The 19,116-nt window shown below is 28.7% G+C and carries 17 protein-coding genes and 3 riboswitches; of the genes, 15 read left to right on the plus strand and 2 right to left on the minus strand.

Annotated elements, in window-relative coordinates; genetic code table 11:
• From TY07_RS15330 to TY07_RS15380, 12 genes are all read left to right on the plus strand, one after another.
• On the plus strand, positions 1-535 hold a 535-nt coding region (locus TY07_RS15330; RefSeq protein WP_157029197.1), incomplete at its 5' end, for an SH3 domain-containing protein.
• A gap of 163 nt (positions 536-698) precedes the next feature.
• Positions 699-1,520, plus strand: a complete 822-nt coding sequence (locus TY07_RS15335; protein ID WP_042402104.1) for a Cof-type HAD-IIB family hydrolase — start codon at positions 699-701, stop codon at positions 1,518-1,520.
• 399 nt (positions 1,521-1,919) lie between these two features.
• The gene (locus TY07_RS15340) at positions 1,920-3,449 is read left to right on the plus strand and encodes a sodium-dependent transporter (protein WP_042402107.1); all 1,530 of its coding nucleotides are present in this window, start codon (positions 1,920-1,922) and stop codon (positions 3,447-3,449) included.
• Positions 3,450-3,451: 2 nt separating this feature from the next.
• A complete protein-coding gene (locus tag TY07_RS18165) occupies positions 3,452-3,550 on the plus strand; it encodes a MetS family NSS transporter small subunit (RefSeq protein WP_154821263.1) in 99 nt (32 codons plus the stop codon).
• A 323-nt stretch (positions 3,551-3,873) separates the two neighbouring features.
• The gene (gene asnB / locus TY07_RS15345) at positions 3,874-5,715 is read left to right on the plus strand and encodes an asparagine synthase (glutamine-hydrolyzing) (RefSeq protein ID WP_042402108.1); all 1,842 of its coding nucleotides are present in this window, start codon (positions 3,874-3,876) and stop codon (positions 5,713-5,715) included.
• Between the two features lie 198 nt (positions 5,716-5,913).
• Positions 5,914-6,011, plus strand: a riboswitch (purine riboswitch).
• Between the two features lie 123 nt (positions 6,012-6,134).
• A complete protein-coding gene (locus tag TY07_RS15350) occupies positions 6,135-7,205 on the plus strand; it encodes a BMP family lipoprotein (RefSeq protein WP_042402110.1) in 1,071 nt (356 codons plus the stop codon).
• 247 nt (positions 7,206-7,452) lie between these two features.
• A riboswitch (purine riboswitch) is annotated at positions 7,453-7,550 on the plus strand.
• 121 nt (positions 7,551-7,671) lie between these two features.
• A complete protein-coding gene (locus TY07_RS15355) occupies positions 7,672-8,745 on the plus strand; it encodes a BMP family lipoprotein (RefSeq protein ID WP_042402112.1) in 1,074 nt (357 codons plus the stop codon).
• A gap of 224 nt (positions 8,746-8,969) precedes the next feature.
• A riboswitch (purine riboswitch) is annotated at positions 8,970-9,067 on the plus strand.
• A 135-nt stretch (positions 9,068-9,202) separates the two neighbouring features.
• Positions 9,203-10,285, plus strand: a complete 1,083-nt coding sequence (locus TY07_RS15360) for a BMP family lipoprotein (protein ID WP_042402115.1) — start codon at positions 9,203-9,205, stop codon at positions 10,283-10,285.
• 465 nt (positions 10,286-10,750) lie between these two features.
• Complete coding sequence (locus TY07_RS15365; RefSeq protein ID WP_042402117.1) at positions 10,751-12,271, plus strand: ABC transporter ATP-binding protein; 1,521 nt, start codon at positions 10,751-10,753, stop codon at positions 12,269-12,271.
• A complete protein-coding gene (locus TY07_RS15370; RefSeq protein ID WP_042402118.1) occupies positions 12,271-13,350 on the plus strand; it encodes an ABC transporter permease in 1,080 nt (359 codons plus the stop codon). The genes TY07_RS15365 and TY07_RS15370 overlap by 1 nt, the downstream gene beginning before the upstream one ends.
• A complete protein-coding gene (locus TY07_RS15375; RefSeq protein ID WP_042402121.1) occupies positions 13,350-14,297 on the plus strand; it encodes an ABC transporter permease in 948 nt (315 codons plus the stop codon). Before TY07_RS15370 ends, TY07_RS15375 begins: the two co-directional genes overlap by 1 nt.
• Positions 14,298-14,607: 310 nt before the next feature.
• Positions 14,608-15,909, plus strand: coding sequence for a homoserine dehydrogenase (locus TY07_RS15380; protein ID WP_042402123.1), 1,302 nt, complete (start codon positions 14,608-14,610; stop codon positions 15,907-15,909).
• Between the two features lie 84 nt (positions 15,910-15,993).
• On the opposite strand, the gene TY07_RS15385 is transcribed toward TY07_RS15380, so the two are convergent.
• Together TY07_RS15385 and TY07_RS15390 are read right to left on the minus strand one after the other, a co-directional pair.
• Positions 15,994-16,494, minus strand: coding sequence for a ferritin-like domain-containing protein (locus TY07_RS15385; protein ID WP_042402126.1), 501 nt, complete (start codon positions 16,492-16,494; stop codon positions 15,994-15,996).
• Between the two features lie 208 nt (positions 16,495-16,702).
• Complete coding sequence (locus TY07_RS15390; RefSeq protein ID WP_042402128.1) at positions 16,703-17,311, minus strand: hypothetical protein; 609 nt, start codon at positions 17,309-17,311, stop codon at positions 16,703-16,705.
• Between the two features lie 242 nt (positions 17,312-17,553).
• Between TY07_RS15390 and TY07_RS15395 the strand changes: the two genes are divergently transcribed.
• The 3 genes from TY07_RS15395 to TY07_RS15400 all read left to right on the plus strand — a co-directional run bounded on the left by TY07_RS15395 (position 17,554) and on the right by TY07_RS15400 (position 19,068).
• Entirely contained in the window at positions 17,554-17,970 is a 417-nt protein-coding gene (locus TY07_RS15395) for a DUF3785 family protein (protein ID WP_042402131.1), read from the plus strand.
• Between the two features lie 192 nt (positions 17,971-18,162).
• Positions 18,163-18,294 carry a clostri-philic family protein gene (locus TY07_RS18770; protein WP_260457856.1) on the plus strand — a complete coding sequence of 44 codons (132 nt, stop codon included), beginning with the start codon at positions 18,163-18,165 and terminating at the stop codon, positions 18,292-18,294.
• 105 nt (positions 18,295-18,399) lie between these two features.
• Complete coding sequence (locus TY07_RS15400) at positions 18,400-19,068, plus strand: peptidylprolyl isomerase (RefSeq protein WP_042402134.1); 669 nt, start codon at positions 18,400-18,402, stop codon at positions 19,066-19,068.
• Positions 19,069-19,116: the final 48 nt, after the last annotated feature.

The raw sequence follows: 19,116 nt of genomic DNA on the forward strand, positions 1-19,116 counted from the left end.
AAGTGGAAGTTGGTACAAAATAAAATATGGAAGCGGATACGGATATGTTAGTAAGGACTACGTTACAGTAAGTTCAAGCAACAACAATTCAAGTTCAAATAATACTACAACAACACCATCTACAAGTACAACAGGAACAATAAAAGTTAATGATACATTGAATGTAAGAAGTGGAGCAGGAACAAGCTATTCAGTAATAGGATCATTAAAGAATGGTGCAACTATTGAAATAGTAGAAACTGTTAATTCATGGTATAAAATTAAATTTAACAATGGATATGGTTATGTATCTAAAGATTATGTAGTATTACAAAATAGAAGTATAGCTGAAAATGTTGCTATGAAAGAAGGAACTGTAGTTACGGTTGCATTAAAAGTAAGAGAAAGTAATAATTTTGAATCAGACATAATTGGAACAATAGCTATGGGTGAAAAGATTTCTGTTTTAGAAGATAATGGTGAGTGGAGTAAAATAAGCTATAAACAATCAAATGGATATATTTTAAATGAATATGTAGATTTTAATATAGCGTAATTAAAACTAGATGTGAGGGGTTATGTAATAATATTTTGTGGATATAATAAATATATACATAAAATAAAGATTACATAACTCTTTTAATTTATTGCTAGTAAAAATTTAAAATATGTGTTAAACTGAATAACCAATTATAAATAAGCAAAAGAGGAGTGGGCAAATGGAACTGTTTGTTACAGATTTAGATGGAACATTAATAAATAAGGATAGGAAAGTGACCCAAAAATCAGTTAAAATTATAAATAATCTTATTTCTTTAGGAATGAATTTCACAGTTGCAACTGCTAGAACACCAGCTACAGCTGTTGAAATATTACAAGATTTAAAATTAAAATTACCTGTAGCATTGATGAATGGTGTTTTAATATATGATACAAAAGAGTTAAAATATATTGATATAAAAGATATAAATACAGAATCAACATATAAAGTGTTAGATATTTTTGAAAAGTATAATAAAAATCCATTAGTATATGGAATTTTGGAAAATCATTTATGGGTATATCATAAAGAATTTGAACATGCTTATGAATATAATTTTTATAAGGAAAGAGCAGATAAAAAATTAAAAACATTTGTAAAGGTAACAGATTATAAAGAATCTGTATTGAAGTCAAATATAATTAATTTTGTTGCTTTTGATGAATATGAAAAAATAAAAAGCATCGCAGAAGAAATAAGTAAGATAGATGGTATAAATGTTAATTATTATAGAGATGTTTATGAAGATTGTTATTTCTTAGAGGCATATAGTAGTGAAGCCTCTAAAGCAAATGGAATTAAATATCTATCAAAATATATAAATTATGATAAAGTTATATGTTTTGGAGATAATGTTAATGACATACCAATGTTTGAATTAGCAGATGAATCATACGCAACTTCTAATGCAGCAGATGAAATTAAGAAAATAGCAACAGATGTTATAGGAAGTTGTGAAGAAGATGGAGTTGCAGAATTTCTTAAAAGTAGATTTGAATAATAAAATAGAAAAATAATTTAATAAAATGATAAATTGAAACAGTAAACTTGTTTTTGTTGATAAAATAATAATAAGTTTACTGTTTTATTTATAAATTCATAAAAATTTTAACGGAAAATTCATATAAAGTTACAATGTAAACGTTGAATGAGATATAAAGCAATTAAATTCCTTAATTTAGGGAAAAAATAATTTTTGAATAAGGCTAGTAATATCAAGGGTTGAGGGTATATTTTATTTATAAAAAATAAAATGAAGAAAATATTGATAAATTGTTAAGTAAAATTAGATGGATATTGATAGATTTTCATAAAAAGATTGAAAAAAATATCAAAATAATATAACATTAATACAAGAGTAATTTCGGAAAAATAAAATATACCAAAAGGGGGAAATGATATGGATAACAAAAGAGACCAGTGGGGGACGAAATTAGGTTTTATTTTAGCTGCAGTAGGATCGGCAGTAGGTTTAGGGAATATATGGAGATTTCCGTATTTAGTATATGAAAATGGAGGAGGAGCATTTTTAGTTCCATATTTCTTTGCTATATTTACAGCAGGAATTCCTCTATTAATTTTAGAGTATGGAATGGGACATAAGTTTAGAGGGTCAACTCCATTAGCAATGGCAAGAGGAAATAAAAAGTGGGAATGGCTTGGATGGTGGCCAAGTATAACTGCTTTCTTCATACTTGGATATTATTCAATGATTTTAAGTTGGGCTATGAAGTATTTTACATTAAGCTTTAATAAAGGATGGGGAAGCGACCCAAATACTTATTTCTATGATGATTTCTTAAAGCTTACTGAATCACCATTTCAATTTGGTTCAGTAATATGGCCTGTATTAATTGGTATTTTATTAGTTTGGGCAATAAGTTGGTTTATATGCTATAGAGGTGTTAAAGGTGGTATAGAAAAATTAAATAAAGTATTACTACCTACATTAGTAGCTATAATGGTAATAATAGTAATCAGAGGTGTAACTTTAGAAGGTGCTACATTAGGTTTAAATAAATTATTTACTCCAGATTGGAGCAAGGTAATGGAACCTAAGGTTTGGATAGCTGCATATGGACAAGTATTTTATTCATTAAGTTTGGCTATGGGTATTATGATGACATATTCAAGTTATTTACCTAAAAAGACAGATATAAATAATAGTGCTTTTATGACTGGATTTGCAAACTGTGGATTTGAATTCTTATGTGCTATAGGGGTTTTTGCAATTTTAGGATTTATGGCAACAAGTCAAGGTGTTGGAATTGAAGAAGTTGTATCAAGTGGTATTGGATTAGCATTTATAGTTTTCCCAAAAGTATTTACTATTATGGGAACATGGGGAACAATATTAGGATGTTTATTCTTTGCTTGCTTAGTATTTGCAGGGTTAACTTCTTGTGTATCTTTAGTAGAAGCAGTTTCATCTGCAGTAATAGACAAAACTGGTTGGGAACGTAAAAAAGTAGTTTCTGGAATAGCATTAATAGGTGCAGTGGTAAGTGCTACATTTGCATCAGGTGCTGGATTATATATATTAGATATTATGGATAACTTCGTTAATTGTTATGGAATAGTAGTTGTTGGATTATTAGAAGCAATTGTTATTGGTTGGATAATAAAACCTTCAGTTATAAGAGAACATACAAATAAAACATCTTACTTTAGAATCGGTAAGTGGTGGGATTTCACTGTTAAATTTGTAACACCAACAATGTTAGCAATAATGTTAGTAAGTAACTTCGTAACTGAATTAAAAGCACCTTATGGCGGATATAATTTACCAGAATTATTTGCATATGGATGGTCAGTTATTGGTTTAGGTATTATAGGGGCATTATTATTCTCAAGAAGACCGTGGAATAATAAAGCAATAGAGAACTTTAAAGATGAAGATGAAGAAGAGATGAAAGAGGAGGTAGTTTAATTATGACAGCAACAGCAATAACTTACTTTGCTATTGGAGCAATTGTATTATGGGGTGGACTAATTACTACTTTAGTAATCTCAATAAAAAATGAAAAATAATTTATTAGGCAATCCAAATTAAACAATATACATTTAGCAAAGAAAGCGGAATCGCAAAAGCGATTCCGCTTTCTGGTTTGTCATATAGTTTAGGGTTTCACGTGTAAGTAACGAAAAAAAGAAGATATTATCTAATCCAAAATAAATTGCTAGGTAGCAGTGCAGTTGCTAATACAGAAAAAAATAAAAGTATTATAGGGGGAGGACCAATTATTGTATATAATCATTTTATTTTTGCGTTCCTACAATATAATAATGCAATTCACTTTTAGACAGGTTTCCTCATATTCTATAATATGAATTTAATGAGAAGGTGAAATTATATGTGTGGAATTGCTGGAATGGTAGACTTCAATAGAAATATACAAGAAATGAGAAATACTCTAACTAGGATGGTTAAAACATTGGAGAAAAGAGGACCTGATAGTGAGGGAGAGTATTATTCGAAGAATGTTTTGTTAGGACACAGAAGATTAATTGTTGTGGATCCAGAGGGCGGAAAACAACCTATGATAAAAATTGTAGGTGGTAAAAAGTATGTCATTGTTTATAATGGTGAACTTTATAATACAGAGGATTTGAGAAAGGAACTATTAAGTGAAAATTATACATTTGATGCATATTCAGATACTGAAGTATTATTAACAGCATATATTGCTTGGGGAATAGATGCTATTAATAAATTAAATGGAATATTTGCGTTTGCTATTTATGATGAGGATAAAAATCAAGTATTTTTAGCAAGAGATCCAATGGGGGTTAAACCTTTATTTTATTCAATTAAGGGGAGTGAAATAATCTTTGGTTCCGAAATAAAAACTATATTAGCACATCCTGAGGTAAAAGCAGAAGTTGATAGAGATGGATTAACAGAACTTTTTGCTTTAGGACCATCAGTGGCACCAGGAAGTGCAGTATATAAAGGAATAAAAGAAATAGCTCCAGCAAATTGTATGTTAATTACAAAGGGAAATGTTAAGGTTTGGGAGTATTTTAAGGTTAAAGCCGAAGAATTAAATGAAACTGTTGATGAATCAATTGAACATGCAAGAAGTTTATTAGTTGATGCTATAAAAAGACAATTAGTAGGTGATGTGCCAGTATGCACTTTCTTGTCAGGAGGGTTAGATTCATCTGCAATTTCAGCAATTGCAGCAGAAGAATTTAAGAATAGAGGTAAGCAATTAACAACTTATTCAATTGATTATGAAGGTAATGATAAATATTTTAAAGCATCATTATTTCAACCAACATCAGATCAACAATTTGCAGAATTTATGGCAAAAGAAATAAATAGTGATCATAGAACGGTTATTTTAAAACATGAGGATTTAGCAAAAGCTTTGAAAGAAGCAACTATTGCTCGTGATTTACCAGGGATGGCGGATATTGACTCATCATTATTACTATTTTGTAAGGAAATTAGAAAAGATTTTGTAGTTGGACTATCAGGTGAATGCGCAGATGAGCTATTTGCAGGATATCCATGGTTCACACATGATGAAATGATATATGCAAATACTTTCCCATGGTCAAGATCTGTTGGTGAAAGAAAGACAGTGTTAAATAAAAATCTACAAAATTTAAAAATTGAAGAACTTACTAATGAAGAATATTTAAAAACATTAAAAGAAGTACCACATTTAGATAATGAAGATAAAAGAACTTATAGAATGAGAGAGTTATTTTATTTGAATCTAAAATGGTTTATGGTAAATTTATTAAATAGAAAAGATAGAGTAAGTATGTATAATAGCCTAGAGGTTAGAGTTCCTTTTGCTGACTATAGAATAGTTAACTATGCTTTTAATTTACCACCAGAAGTTAAGCTTTTAGATGGAAGAGAAAAGGGACTATTAAGAAAGGCGCTTGTTGGAATATTACCTGATGAAATAGTATTTAGAAAAAAGAGTCCATATCCTAAGACTCATAATCCTATATATACAGAAATTGTTTGTAACATGATGAATGAAATACTAAAAGATAAAACTTCACCTATATTAGAAATAATAGATAAAGAAAAAGTGCAAGAAATAGTTGATACCGAAGGAAAGGCATATAAGACACCTTGGTATGGACAACTTATGACAGGTCCACAAATGATAGCATATTTAATTCAAGTAGATATGTGGTTAAGAGAATATAATGTTAATATACTAATATAGTTAGAAATGTTTATAGTATAGAAAGAATCATAAGGGGGAAGATTAGAACTAAAAGTGGTTTTAATCTTCTTTTTTATTATTTTAAGTAGCTGATTTAAATAGTTTTAAGTTAATGGTAAAGAAAAAAGATAAAGAATAGTTTGAATTTATTAAAAATAAAACATATATTGACAAAGAAAATTAGATAATTTATAATGAAACGCGAATAAAAAAAGGACTCATATAAATCTCTAATATGGTGGGATGTTTCTACGAAAAACCTTAAATTTTCAGCTATGAGTGAATTTAGTATATATTAACTCTATACGAATCATCTAAGAGTTATGGTGTATTAATTTCGCTATAGTAATTTATTGATTTTGAATATAGAGCAATATTATACTCATATAAAAATGTGATCATTTAGGAGGAGTAAACTTATGAAGAAAAAAGTTATGGCATTAGTACTTTTAGCACTAATGGTAACAGGTTTAGTTGGTTGTGGAAGCGATAACAACGCATCAAAATCAGAAGAAGGTAAATTAAAGGTTGGTATGGTTACTGACACAGGTACGATTGATGATAAATCGTTTAACCAAGGTACATGGGAAGGAATTAAGGAAGCAGAAAAGAGTTTTGGACTTGAAACAACTTTTATGCAACCTAATGGAGAATCAGAATCAAGTTATTTAACAGAAATACAAAACCTTTATGATTCAGGATATAAGTTTATAGTAACACCAGGTTACAAATTTGAAACAGCTATATATAAAGCTCAAAGTCAATATGAAGATGCAAAATTTGTTTTAATTGATGGAGAACCGAATGATGGTAATGATAATTATCTTGTAGCAGATAACACAGTTGCAGTATACTTTGCTGAAGAACAAAGTGGATTTATAGCTGGGGTTGCATCAGCAGTACAATTACAAGATGGTGATTTTGGATTTATTGGTGGAATGGAAATACCATCAGTTAAAAAGTTTAACTATGGATTCCAACAAGGTGTAGCATATGCTAACGAACATTATGGAACAAATGTTAGTTTAAAGGCTGAAAATATAGTTTACTCAGGATCATTCTCAGATACAGCTTTAGGACAACAATTATCAGCTCAAATGTATGATAATGGAGTTAAAGCAATCTTTACAGCAGCTGCTGGAGTTAATATAGGTGTAATTACAGAAGCTAAAACAAGAGTGGCTAATGGGCAAGAAGCATGGGTTATAGGTGTTGATTCAGATCAATATGATGATGGAATATATGAAGGTAATAAATCAGTAGTATTAACATCAGCTATTAAAAAGATTGATGAAGCAGCTTATCAAATAATAGAAGATGAAATAAATGGTGAATTCCCAGGTGGTCAAGTATTAAGATTTGATGCTAAAAATGATGCAGTTGGTATTCCAAGTGAAAATCCAAACTTAAGTGATGATACAATTGCAAAAGTTAATGAAGTAATAGATGCTATTAAAGCAGATAAAATTGAAGTTAAAACTGAATTATAGTATTGATATAAAATTAGGACTATGTAATAATGCATAGTCCTTTTTGATTATTATTATTATTATTATTATTATTATTATTATTATTATTATTATTATTATTATGGAGAAATATATATTAAATATAAATTAATTCAATTAGAGTAAAATATATATAAATATAATTAATAGTATATTTTTAGTAAGATAAATCTTTAAAAATAAAAAATATAAATAATATTGACAGAGAAAAAATTTTTAAATATAATAGGACACGAACGATAAAACAACTCATATAGGTCCCAGATATGGTGGGATGTTTCTACCGAAAGCCGTGAATTTTCGACTATGAGTGAACTTAGTACAAAAAAACTCGATACGAATATTAATAGAGTTAAGACGTATTATTTTCACTTTGGAAATAATACGTCTTTTTATATGGATTTAAGTAGATAGATTTTTGATATGAGTATTTAGGAGGAACGTACAAATGAAGAAAAAAGTTATGGCATTAGTACTTTCAGCACTAATGGTAACAGGTTTAGTTGGGTGTGGAAATAACAATGATAATTCAGCAGATTCTAAGGAGTCAACATTAAAGGTTGGTATGATTACTGACTCTGGTACAATTGATGATAAATCATTCAATCAAGGTACTTGGGAAGGAATAATAGAGGCTGAAGAAAAGTTAGGAATTGAAAAGAATTATTTAAAGCCTTCTGGAGAAACAGAAGCTGATTATTTAACAGAAATTCAAAATCTTTATGATTCAGGTTATAAATTTATAGTAGGGCCAGGTTTTAAGCTTGAAACAGCTATATATAAGGCACAAGAAAAATATCAAGATGCTAAATTTGTTATACTTGATGGAGCACCTATGGATGAAGATGGAAACTATGTTGTAGCAGATAATACAGTTGCAATACAGTTTGCTGAACACGAGGGTGGATTTGCAGCAGGTGTTGCAGCAGCAGTTGAATTACAAACTGGTGATTTTGGATTTATAGGTGGTATGGAATCTTCAGCAGTTAAGAAATTTAACTTTGGATTCCAACAAGGTGTAGCTTATGCAAATGAAAACCTTGGAACAAATGTTAGTTTAAAGGATGAAAATATTGTTTATTCAGGTTCATTTAGTGATTTAGCATTAGGTCAACAATTAGCAGCTCAAATGTATGATAGAGGTGTTAAAGTAATATTTACTGCAGCTGGTGGAACTGGTATGGGTGCTATAACAGAAGCTAAGACAAGAGCTGTTAATGGTGAAGAAGCATGGATTATTGGTGTTGATTCAGATCAATATGCTGATGGTATTTATGAAGGAAATAAGTCAGTAATTTTAACTTCAGCTATTAAGAAAGTTAATGTAGCGTCTTATAAAATGATAGAAGCTGAATTAAATAATGAATTCCCAGGTGGGCAATCATTAATATTTGATGCTAAAAATGATGCTGTTGGTATTCCAGAAGAAAATCCAAATTTAAGTGATGAAACAGTATCTAAAGTTAGTGAAGTATTAGAAGCTATAAAATCAGGTCAAATAGAAGTTAAAAGTGAATTATAATATTTATAATAAGAAATACCTATGTTAATTTTATTAACATAGGTATTTTTTAAAAATAATATTAATAAATAGAATTGAAAGTATTTGGTTAAATAACATAGTAATAAAAAGATAAAATTGTATAAACATACGTTTTGATGAAAAAATACATAAAAAATCAAAAAAACCAAAAAATATAGAAAATAAAACTAATATTGACAATAAAAAAGATATAAATTATAATAAAAGCAGATAATAAAATGACTCATATAAGTCCCAGATATGGTGGGATGTTTCTACCGGAAGCCAAAAAGTTCCGACTATGAGTGAATTTGATATATATGAACTCTATAATAAAATCAAAAGAGTTACTACGTATTAATTTCACTTTAGAAATTAATACGTTTTTTTTTTGAATAAAAAGAGTAGAGTACGTATTGAGATCAGCAAAAAAGGAGCATTTAGGAGGAAATCATTTATGAAAAAAAAGATTATTTCATTAGCGCTTTCAGCATTAATGGTAACTGGATTAGTTGGATGTGGAAGCAACGACAGTAATTCAGGAAACTCAGGAAATTCATCAGAAACAACATTAAAGGTTGGTATGGTTACAGACTCAGGAACAATTGATGATAAGTCATTTAACCAAGGAACTTGGGAAGGTATAATTAAAGCTGAAAAAAATCTTGGAATTGAAAAGAACTACATGCAACCAGGTGGAGAAACTGAAGCTAACTACTTAACAGAAATACAAAATTTATATGATGCAGGATACAAATTTATCGTAACTCCAGGTTTCAAATTTGAAACTGCTATCTATAAAGCTCAAGAACAATATAAAGATGCACAATTTGTTATAATTGATGGTGAACCAAATGATGGTAAAGATAACTATGTTGTAGGAGATAACACAGTTGCAATATACTTTGCTGAAGAACAAAGTGGATTTGCAGCAGGTGTTGCAGCAGCTGTTGAATTACAAACTGGTGATTTAGGATTTATCGGTGGTATGGAAATACCAGCAGTTCAAAAGTTTAACTATGGATTCCAACAAGGGGTTGCATATGCTAATGAACATTTTGGATCAAATGTTACAATAAAAGCTGAAAATGTAGTTTATTCAGGATCATTCTCTGATACAGCTTTAGGTCAACAATTAGCAGCTCAAATGTATGATAGTGGTGTTAAAGCAATATTTGCTGCAGCTGGTGGAGTTGGAACTGGTGTTATAACAGAAGCTAAGACAAGAGTTGTTAACGGTGAAGAAGTATGGGTTATAGGGGTTGACTCAGACCAATACGCTGATGGTATATATGAAGGGGACAAGTCTGTAATCTTAACTTCAGCTATAAAGAAGATTGATGAAGCAGCTTATCAAATGATTGAAGCACAATTAAATGGTGAATTCCCAGGTGGACAAGTATTAACTTTCAATGCTGAAAATGATGGTGTTGGTATACCAGCAGAAAATCCAAACTTAAAAGATGATACTGTTACTAAAGTTAACGAAGTATTAGATGGAATTAAGAATGGTGAAATAGAAGTTAAAACAGAATTATAAAATATACTTATAATGGGGCTATGTTAAAGAGATTTACATAGCTCTTTTTATGTGTAAAATTCAATCATAAAAATTAATAGTATACACGAATTAAAAAAGTGTATTTAATAAGGCATTTATTTCCAGTAAATGTTAAAATTTATTTAAAGTAAATAAAAATTAATTTAGTATTTAAAAAATAAATGTAAATAATTGTAGAAAAAGTGGATTAAATTTATGGAAAAAATGACAAAGAGATAGCTTTGTTATGGGGATTTTAACAATAAGATGTAAAAATAATTAATATAGTATATTATTTATAAAAATCAATGAAAAAAATGTTGAAAATACGAATTATATAAATTATACTTAAAATGAAGTTCGTATATAATTATTCGATTATATTTGTAAGTATATTAAATTATAATATACATAAATTAATTAATAATATATGTTTATAAAATATTTTTTTAGAGGAGGATATCCATGGAATATGTAGTTGAGATGCTAAATATCCGTAAAGAGTTTCCAGGGATCGTAGCAAATGATAATATTACCTTACAGCTAAAAGAAGGAGAAATACATGCTCTTTTAGGTGAAAATGGTGCTGGTAAGTCAACATTAATGGGAATGTTATTTGGTATGTACAAGCCGGATAGAGGTTGTATAAAAGTTAGGGGAAAAGAAGTAAAAATATCTAATCCTAATGTAGCAAATGATTTAGGAATCGGAATGGTTCATCAGCATTTTAAATTAGTAGATAATTTTACAGTTACAGAAAATATAATTTTAGGATGTGAACCTAGAAAAGGATTAACTGTAGATATTAAAACAGCAGCAAAAAAAATTGAAGAATTATCTAAGCAATATGGATTAAATGTTGACCCTTATGCAAAAATAGAAAATATTTCTGTTGGAATGCAACAAAGAGTTGAAATATTAAAAATGCTTTACAGAAATGCAAATGTGTTAATATTCGATGAACCAACAGCGGTATTAACTCCTAGTGAAATTGATGAACTAATTTCAATTATGAAAAATATGACTAAAGAAGGTAAGTCTATTATCTTAATTACTCATAAATTAAAAGAAATCAAGGAAGCAGCTAATAGATGTACAGTTATTAGAAGAGGTAAATACATAGGAACAGTTGATGTAAAAGATACTACAGAAGCTGATATGGCTAAAATGATGGTCGGTAGAGAAGTATCATTTAAAGTTGAAAAGACTGAAGCAAAGCCAAAAGATATAGTTGTTAAAATAGAAGACCTTTGCGTTAATAACAATAAAAAAGTACTTGGATTAAAGAACTTCTCATTAGATATCAGAGCAGGAGAAATTGTTGGTATTGCCGGAGTTGAAGGTAATGGACAAACTGAATTAGTTGAAGCTTTAACTGGTATGAGAAGTGTTGAGTCAGGTAATATTATATTCAAAGGAAGAAATATAGTAAAAGATTCAATACGTGAGAGAATAGATGATGGTATGGCACATATTCCAGAAGATAGACATAAAAGAGGATTAATCCTTGATTATACAATGGAAGATAATATGGTGCTTAAAGCTTATAAAAAGAAGCCATTTTCTAATAAGGGATTAATTAATAGAGCAAAGATTAGCGAATATGCACAAAAAATTATAGAAACATTTGATGTTAGATCAGGAGAAGGTGGAAAATCTATTGCAAGATCTTTATCAGGTGGTAACCAACAAAAAGGTGTAATTGGACGTGAAATAGAATCTAATCCAGACTTCTTAATTGCTGTTCAACCAACAAGAGGGTTAGATGTTGGTTCAATAGAATATATTCATAAAAGATTAGTTGAACAAAGAGATTTAGGAAAAGCTGTTTTATTAGTATCTCTTGAATTAGATGAAGTTTTAAATGTATCTGACAGAATAGCTGTTGTTAACAATGGTGAATTAGTAGGTATAGTTAATGCTAGTGAAACAAATGAAAATGAAGTTGGTTTAATGATGGCCGGCATAAAGAAGGAGGAAGCTTAGTGCATAAGAATCAATTATTAAAATCTTTAATGGCAGTAGTTTTAGGATTACTTGCAGGATTTTTATTAATGCTAGCAATGGGATTTAACCCAATAGATGGTTATACATATCTATTTAAGGGTGGGCTTATGAATCCTCAAAGAATAGGAAACTCAATTGCAACTGCAACACCATTAATTCTTACAGGGTTATCTTTTGCATTTGCTAATAAAACTGGATTATTTAACATAGGTACTCCAGGTCAAATGTTAGCTGGTGGTTTTACTGTAACTGCAATAGGGTTATTAGTTGATTTACCATCACCTATATTATTACCATTAATGATTATATGCGGTATATTAGCTGGAGCAATTTGGGCAGCTGTACCTGGAGCTTTAAAAGCATTATTTAACGTTAATGAAGTTGTTTCTGCAATCATGATGAACTGGACTGCATATTGGATAGTTTATTATATGGTTCCACTACATTTAAAAGGAACTACTGAAACAGAATCAGCTAGATTAGCAGATACAGCAAGTTTAAAGGCTGATTGGTTATCTAACATATTAGGTGGATCATACATAAATTATGGAATATTCCTAGCATTAATTTCAGTATTAGTTGTTTGGTTCCTTTTAAATAAGACTGTTTTAGGATATGAATTAAAGGCAGTTGGATACAATAAGTTTGGAGCTGAATATGCTGGTATGCCTGTAAATAGAAATATAGTTGTATCTATGATGATAGCAGGAGGACTAGCTGGATTAGCTGGTGTTGCTCAATATATGGGTAACTCTACAGTACTTCAAATAGGTGTAATGCCATCACAAGGGTTTGATGGAATAGCTGTTGCCTTATTAGGTAATAACAGTCCATTTGGAGTATTATTATCAGCATTATTCTTTGGAGTATTATATGTTGGTAAAGGATTCATGAATGCCAATGTTAAAGTACCACCAGAATTAGCTGATACAATAATAGCTACAATTATCTATTTTGCTGCAACTAGTGTTGTTATGGATAGAGTAATTAAGAGTATAAAGAAAAAAAGAAATGACAAGAAATTAAAAACATCTGGTGAAAGGGCGGTGGAAAAATAATGTGGGATATAATAGTACAAATTTTTCCTTATGCAATAGCGTATACTATACCTATGCTAATTACTGCTTTAGGAGCACTTTATTGTGAAAGAAGTGGTATTGTAAATATAGGATTAGACGGATTTATGATAGTAGGTTCTTTTGCTGGAGCATTAACAATATCAAAACTTCAAGCAGCAGGCATTAATGGAGCGTTATGGATAGGACTTTTAGTTGCTGCAATAGTTGGAGCTTTATTCTCACTTTTACACGCATTTGCAAGTATTAATTTAAATGCAGACCAAGTTATAAGTGGTACAGCTATTAATATGATGGCTGGAGCATTAACTGTATTCTTAGCAAGAAATATTACTGGTAGTGGTAATATAAGAATAACTTTAGGTTTTTTACCAAAAAGTATTCCAGTATTAAAAGACATTCCTGTAATAGGACCATTATTCTTTACAAAAACTTATGCTACAACATGGTTAGTATTAGCAATATTAATAATAAGTGCATTCTTATTATATAAAACTTCATTTGGATTAAGATTAAGATCTTGTGGAGAAAACCCACAAGCTTCTCAAGCAGCTGGTATCAATGTAATGAGAACTAGATATATGGGTGTTATAATATCAGGTGCATTAGCTGCTTTAGGTGGATGTATTATATTAGTAACATATTCAGGTGAGTTTAATGGTAGTGTTGCTGGATTAGGATTCCTTTCATTAGCAGCATTAATATTTGGACAATGGAGACCTTTAGGAATATTAGCATCAACATTCTTCTTTGGATTTGCATCAACATTAGCAAATGTTGCGCAAGTAATACCAGAGTTATCTAATATACCATTAGTTGTTTTAAAGGTATTCCCTTATATAGTTACATTAATTGCATTAATTATATTCTCAAGATCTTCACAAGCACCAAAAGCTGCCGGGGAAATATTTGATGCAAGTAAGAGATAAAGTTATTTTTAAAAAGGAACTGATTTTCAGTTCCTTTTTTGTTTTTAATCATTTTTGTAAAATTTTATAAAAAATAATGTATGGAAAATTAAAGAAATGTATTATAATTAATGTATTATGATTAATTTTAATTTATAATACATACAAATTGACTTCTAATTTAAAATGAACTTTTAAAATTTAACAAAATAAGAAGTCATAAATAAAAGATGTCTAGTGTAGCAATTTATTATCTAAAATATGAAGTGCTAACAATGGACAAGCTTATAAAGTAAATTGGGGATATAAAAAAATAAAGGGGGATTACTTAATGAAAAAAGTAAAAATAGCCTTGCTAGGATTAGGAAATGTAGGTAGAGGTGTATTTACAATCCTACAACAAAACAAAGACGAGATAATGAAAAGATCAGGATATGAAATTGAGGTATCTAAAGTATTAGTACGAGATGTTACTAAAAATAGAGGTGTAGCTGTTCCTGAAGAAGTATTAACTACTGATTTTGAGGAAATATTAAATGATGACTCTATAAAAATAGTGGTAGAAGTTATGGGAGGAATAGATCCAGCTAAAGAATATATGATGAGAGCTATGGAAGCTAAAAAGCATATAGTAACTGCAAATAAAATGCTACTTGCCACAGCTGGAGATGAAGTATTTGAGAAGGCTGAAGAGATGGGAATCATGTTCCAATATGAAGCAAGTGTGGCAGGAGGAATTCCTATTATTAATGGAATAAATGAAAATCTTACAGCTAATAAAATAAATGAATTATTTGGAATAGTAAATGGTACAACTAATTACATTCTAAGTAAAATGGAACTAGAAAATTTAGATTTTGATGAAGTATTAGAAGAAGCAAAGCAAAAGGGATATGCCGAGGCAGATCCAACTTCAGATATTGATGGATATGATGCGCAATATAAGCTTGCTATATTAGCTTCATTAGCTTTTGGAACAAAGGTTAAAGTTAATGATGTATATAGAGAAGGAATAACAAAGATAAAGCCTATAGATATGAAATATGCAAGCGATTTTGGAATGTCTATAAAGTTATTAGCAATTGCTAAAGATGATAATGGAAAACTTGAACTTAGAGTTCATCCAACAATGATTCCTGAAACTCATCCATTAGCAAATGTATATGATTCATTTAATGCTATTTTTATTAATGGTAATGCTGTTGGAGATTTAATGTTTTATGGTAGAGGAGCAGGAGATTTACCAACAGGTAGCGCTGTAGTTAGTGATATTATTGCTATTTTAAGAGGAAATATTGATACAGATAACAATAATCCAGTTATAAGAAATAACTTATGGGAAAAGAAAATAAAAGATATTAATGAAGTGGAAAGCAGATATTATATTAGAGTTACTGTAGATGATAAACCAGGTGTACTTGGACAAATAACTACAATATTTGGAGCAAATAGAGTAAGTTTGAAATCTGTTATTCAAAAGGGAAGAAAAAATGACGAAAATGTTGAAGTGACTTTAGTTTTAATAACTCATAAGACTAAGGAATATTTAATAAAGGATTCAATAGATAAGTTGTATGATTTAAGAACTGTTAAAGATGTTGAAAATATAATAAGAATTGAAGATTTTAATTAAAAGTTATAAAAAATGCTCATTCAGAGGTATAAAAATAACCTCTGAATGAGCATTTTTAGGTAATTTAAGTAGAATGACAAAAAATTATTGTTCAACGTACTTTTTATAAAGTCCCAACAATAATTGAATATGATATTCTTCATCTAATATTATTCTTTTAATAATATCATTTATATTTTCATCATTGATTTTTGTTATTGTTTCTTTATATTGTTTTATTGCAGATTTTTCATCATTTATATCAACTGTTAAGATATATTTTAGTGATGATAAATCATAATCAACAAGTTTAGAAGACCAATAATGTGGTTTCTTATTATTAATCCAATAACCAGGTTCTGCTCCAAGTTGTACTAATATTTCACCAAGTAATTCTAAGTGATGCATTTCTACAATTGATATTCCACGAAGTGTTTGAGAAACTTCAATGTTTTCATAGACATAAGATATTTGATGATAAGTATACTGTGCAATTGCATCAAATTCAGAAATAGAACTTGCATAATTTTGTAAAATTAAATCAATGTATTGAGGATTTTTATCTTTAACATTTACTTCTGGATATGGAAGATCTACAGAATACATTTAAAATACTCCTTACTTTAATATACTAAACATTATATGTTATGAAGTTAAAAGCCAATTTGTTAATTAAGTAATAAACATAAAAGGTATATGGAAAAATAAATTATAGTTAATAAATAAAAAATAGAAATGACATAAAAAATAAAGCTTAAGTTTAAGCTTTATTTTTTTTTATATTTAATTAGAATAATTTGTATATTAATTAGTTTTACGGAATTAATCTTGAAAGAGCTTTTGATAATCTTTGAGATTTAAATACTGAGTAATTATTTTCAAGATAGTTTTGATAATTTTCTTCACTAATAATACCTTCATATACAAAAGTTTTATTAGGAATCTCTAGTAAGTCCATAGGTTTAATAACTTCAGGAAGCTTGTCCGTTTTGTATATACCACTATTAATAAGCAGTTCAGCTACGAATTGAGAGCAGAAATAATACTTTTCTCTTTTAAGAGGTCTATTGAAATATGCAGTCACTGTACCAAGAACGCTATATTTATAATCATCTTTATTTTTAAAGAAATTATCTATTGAATTTTGTAAATATGTTAACTGTTCATCTGTAACATCAATTTTATATACTAAGCACTTACTTTTAGGATACATTGCAAAAACACCAGAATAAAGATTTTCTTCAACTAATCCAGCAGGTAAAACTTTTGAAGGGATTTTACGTCCAAAAGAAAACATCTGAGTAAATGAAGCATCTAAAGAAAGCGAAACATGAGAGTATTCCTTTTGAGTAAAAAGTGCAATTATATTTGAAAATGTAGTACCAGTTCTTGAGAGTACTATATATATGTGTTTATTGTTCAAAATAACCCCCGCCTTTAAATAAGTAGTTATTTACTAAAAATTCCTAGTAAATGTAATATTAAGTATTTCTTTAAGTTATGAAAGACTTATTTTATATTTTACACTAAATTTGATGAACTGTTAATAATTATTTTACAAAATTCATGTTATCTTTAATTACATCTCTTTATTAAATAAACTTGATATGTTATTATGTGTTAATACGATATAGATTATAGTTCAATTGAAGGGATGTTGATTAAATGGAATTTAAATTTAAATACAACGAAAAAGAATATATATTAAATGAACAGAACTTAGAGTACTTCGTAAATGATGAAGTTAATCCAATTATGGATGTTAATGAGGAAAAAATAATAGAAATTTTAAATAATAGTGATAAAGTTGATTTTTCAAAGGCATATTTTGATTTGCCATGTGAAAATTGTAAAACAGGATTAGAAGAAAAAAAGAAATTTTTTGATTTTTTAGGATTTAATTTTTACATATATGCAAAAGATAGAAAATATGTTGTTAGCACATTAGATAGAGAATATGAAGGAATGAGTTTTAATAGATTACAAAAAAGTGGAAAAGTTAATGAAAGTTATATAGTAATAATCAATGTTTGTAAGCATTGTGGAAGTTATTCAATAGAAATAGAGGAATTTGAAGTATAGGTAAGACGTTGAAAGTTAAAAATGACAAGTAACAAGTTAAGCAAGAAGTTTCTGAAGAGATAATTTAAAAAATTAAGTTTGGTAGAATTAATTTTTCAATTTATTAATTGGTACTTGGCACTTATCGTTAAATAAAGTGTATTATATACGACCTTTTGTGAAAAAATAAAGCTGAAGGGAGTGTGTTTTTTAATGAGCGATAAGATAAAAGATAAGAAATATCAAAAAGGAGAAAGAAGACAAAAACTTCACCAAAATCAAAATAATGTAGGTAATGATAAAAATCCTAGTGAATATAAAAGTTTTGATGGAGAAAATCTTTAATTAATTTTGATAAAAGCAATATAAGTTTATTGAATTGAAACTCAGCTTGATGGCTGAGTTCTTTTTTGATATTATAAAAATATTAAAACTTTAGGGAGTGGGTTTATGAATAAAATTTTAAAAGTTGGAGTTGTATTAATAGGAGTAAGTGCTGCAGTAATTGGACTTGTAGGGTGTGCTTCAAATAATGCCTCTAAAGAAGAAAATAAAAATGATCAAGCATGGAATCAAAAAGTAGAAGCGCCAGAAGAATTACCTATAGCAACAATAAAGATTAAAGATTATGGAACCGTTGTAGCTGAATTATATCCTGATAAGGCTCCTAATACGGTGAATAATTTTATTTCATTAGCAAATTCAGGTTTTTATGATGGATTAACTTTTCATAGAATAATAAAAGGATTTATGATACAAGGAGGATGTCCAGAAGGAACTGGAACAGGAGGACCTGGATATTCAATTAAAGGAGAATTTACTAAAAATGGATATGAGTATAATAATTTAGCTCATACAGAAGGTGTTTTATCTATGGCTAGAGCAAATGATCCCGATTCAGCAGGAAGTCAATTCTTTATTATGGCGGAAGAAGCACCACATTTAAATGGACAATATGCTGCATTTGGTAAAGTAACTGAAGGATTAGATATTGTTAAGACTATAAATTCAGTAAAAACAAATTCAAATGATAAACCATTAACAGATGTTATTATTGAAGAGATAAGAGTGGATACAAAAGGAATTGATTATTCTGAACCTGTAAAAATAGAAGAATAAAATTTATTTACATATAAAATAAGAAAGAACTATACAGAAAATTATTAA

The organism is Clostridium saudiense, assembly GCF_000577815.1.
GTDB classification, from domain to species: Bacteria; Bacillota; Clostridia; order Clostridiales; family Clostridiaceae; genus Clostridium; species Clostridium saudiense.

Bases quoted from the DNA above. Each gene is read 5' to 3' on its own strand.
- TY07_RS15335 (WP_042402104.1), top strand. From the start codon at position 699: ATGGAACTGTTTGTTACAGATTTAGATGGAACATTAATAAATAAGGAT.
- TY07_RS15340 (WP_042402107.1), top strand. From the start codon at position 1,920: ATGGATAACAAAAGAGACCAGTGGGGGACGAAATTAGGTTTTATTTTA.
- TY07_RS18165 (WP_154821263.1), top strand. From the start codon at position 3,452: ATGACAGCAACAGCAATAACTTACTTTGCTATTGGAGCAATTGTATTA.
- asnB (WP_042402108.1), top strand. From the start codon at position 3,874: ATGTGTGGAATTGCTGGAATGGTAGACTTCAATAGAAATATACAAGAA.
- TY07_RS15350 (WP_042402110.1), top strand. From the start codon at position 6,135: ATGAAGAAAAAAGTTATGGCATTAGTACTTTTAGCACTAATGGTAACA.
- TY07_RS15355 (WP_042402112.1), top strand. From the start codon at position 7,672: ATGAAGAAAAAAGTTATGGCATTAGTACTTTCAGCACTAATGGTAACA.
- TY07_RS15360 (WP_042402115.1), top strand. From the start codon at position 9,203: ATGAAAAAAAAGATTATTTCATTAGCGCTTTCAGCATTAATGGTAACT.
- TY07_RS15365 (WP_042402117.1), top strand. From the start codon at position 10,751: ATGGAATATGTAGTTGAGATGCTAAATATCCGTAAAGAGTTTCCAGGG.
- TY07_RS15375 (WP_042402121.1), top strand. From the start codon at position 13,350: ATGTGGGATATAATAGTACAAATTTTTCCTTATGCAATAGCGTATACT.
- TY07_RS15380 (WP_042402123.1), top strand. From the start codon at position 14,608: ATGAAAAAAGTAAAAATAGCCTTGCTAGGATTAGGAAATGTAGGTAGA.
- TY07_RS15385 (WP_042402126.1), bottom strand. From the start codon at position 16,494: ATGTATTCTGTAGATCTTCCATATCCAGAAGTAAATGTTAAAGATAAA.
- TY07_RS15395 (WP_042402131.1), top strand. From the start codon at position 17,554: ATGGAATTTAAATTTAAATACAACGAAAAAGAATATATATTAAATGAA.
- TY07_RS18770 (WP_260457856.1), top strand. From the start codon at position 18,163: ATGAGCGATAAGATAAAAGATAAGAAATATCAAAAAGGAGAAAGAAGA.
- TY07_RS15400 (WP_042402134.1), top strand. From the start codon at position 18,400: ATGAATAAAATTTTAAAAGTTGGAGTTGTATTAATAGGAGTAAGTGCT.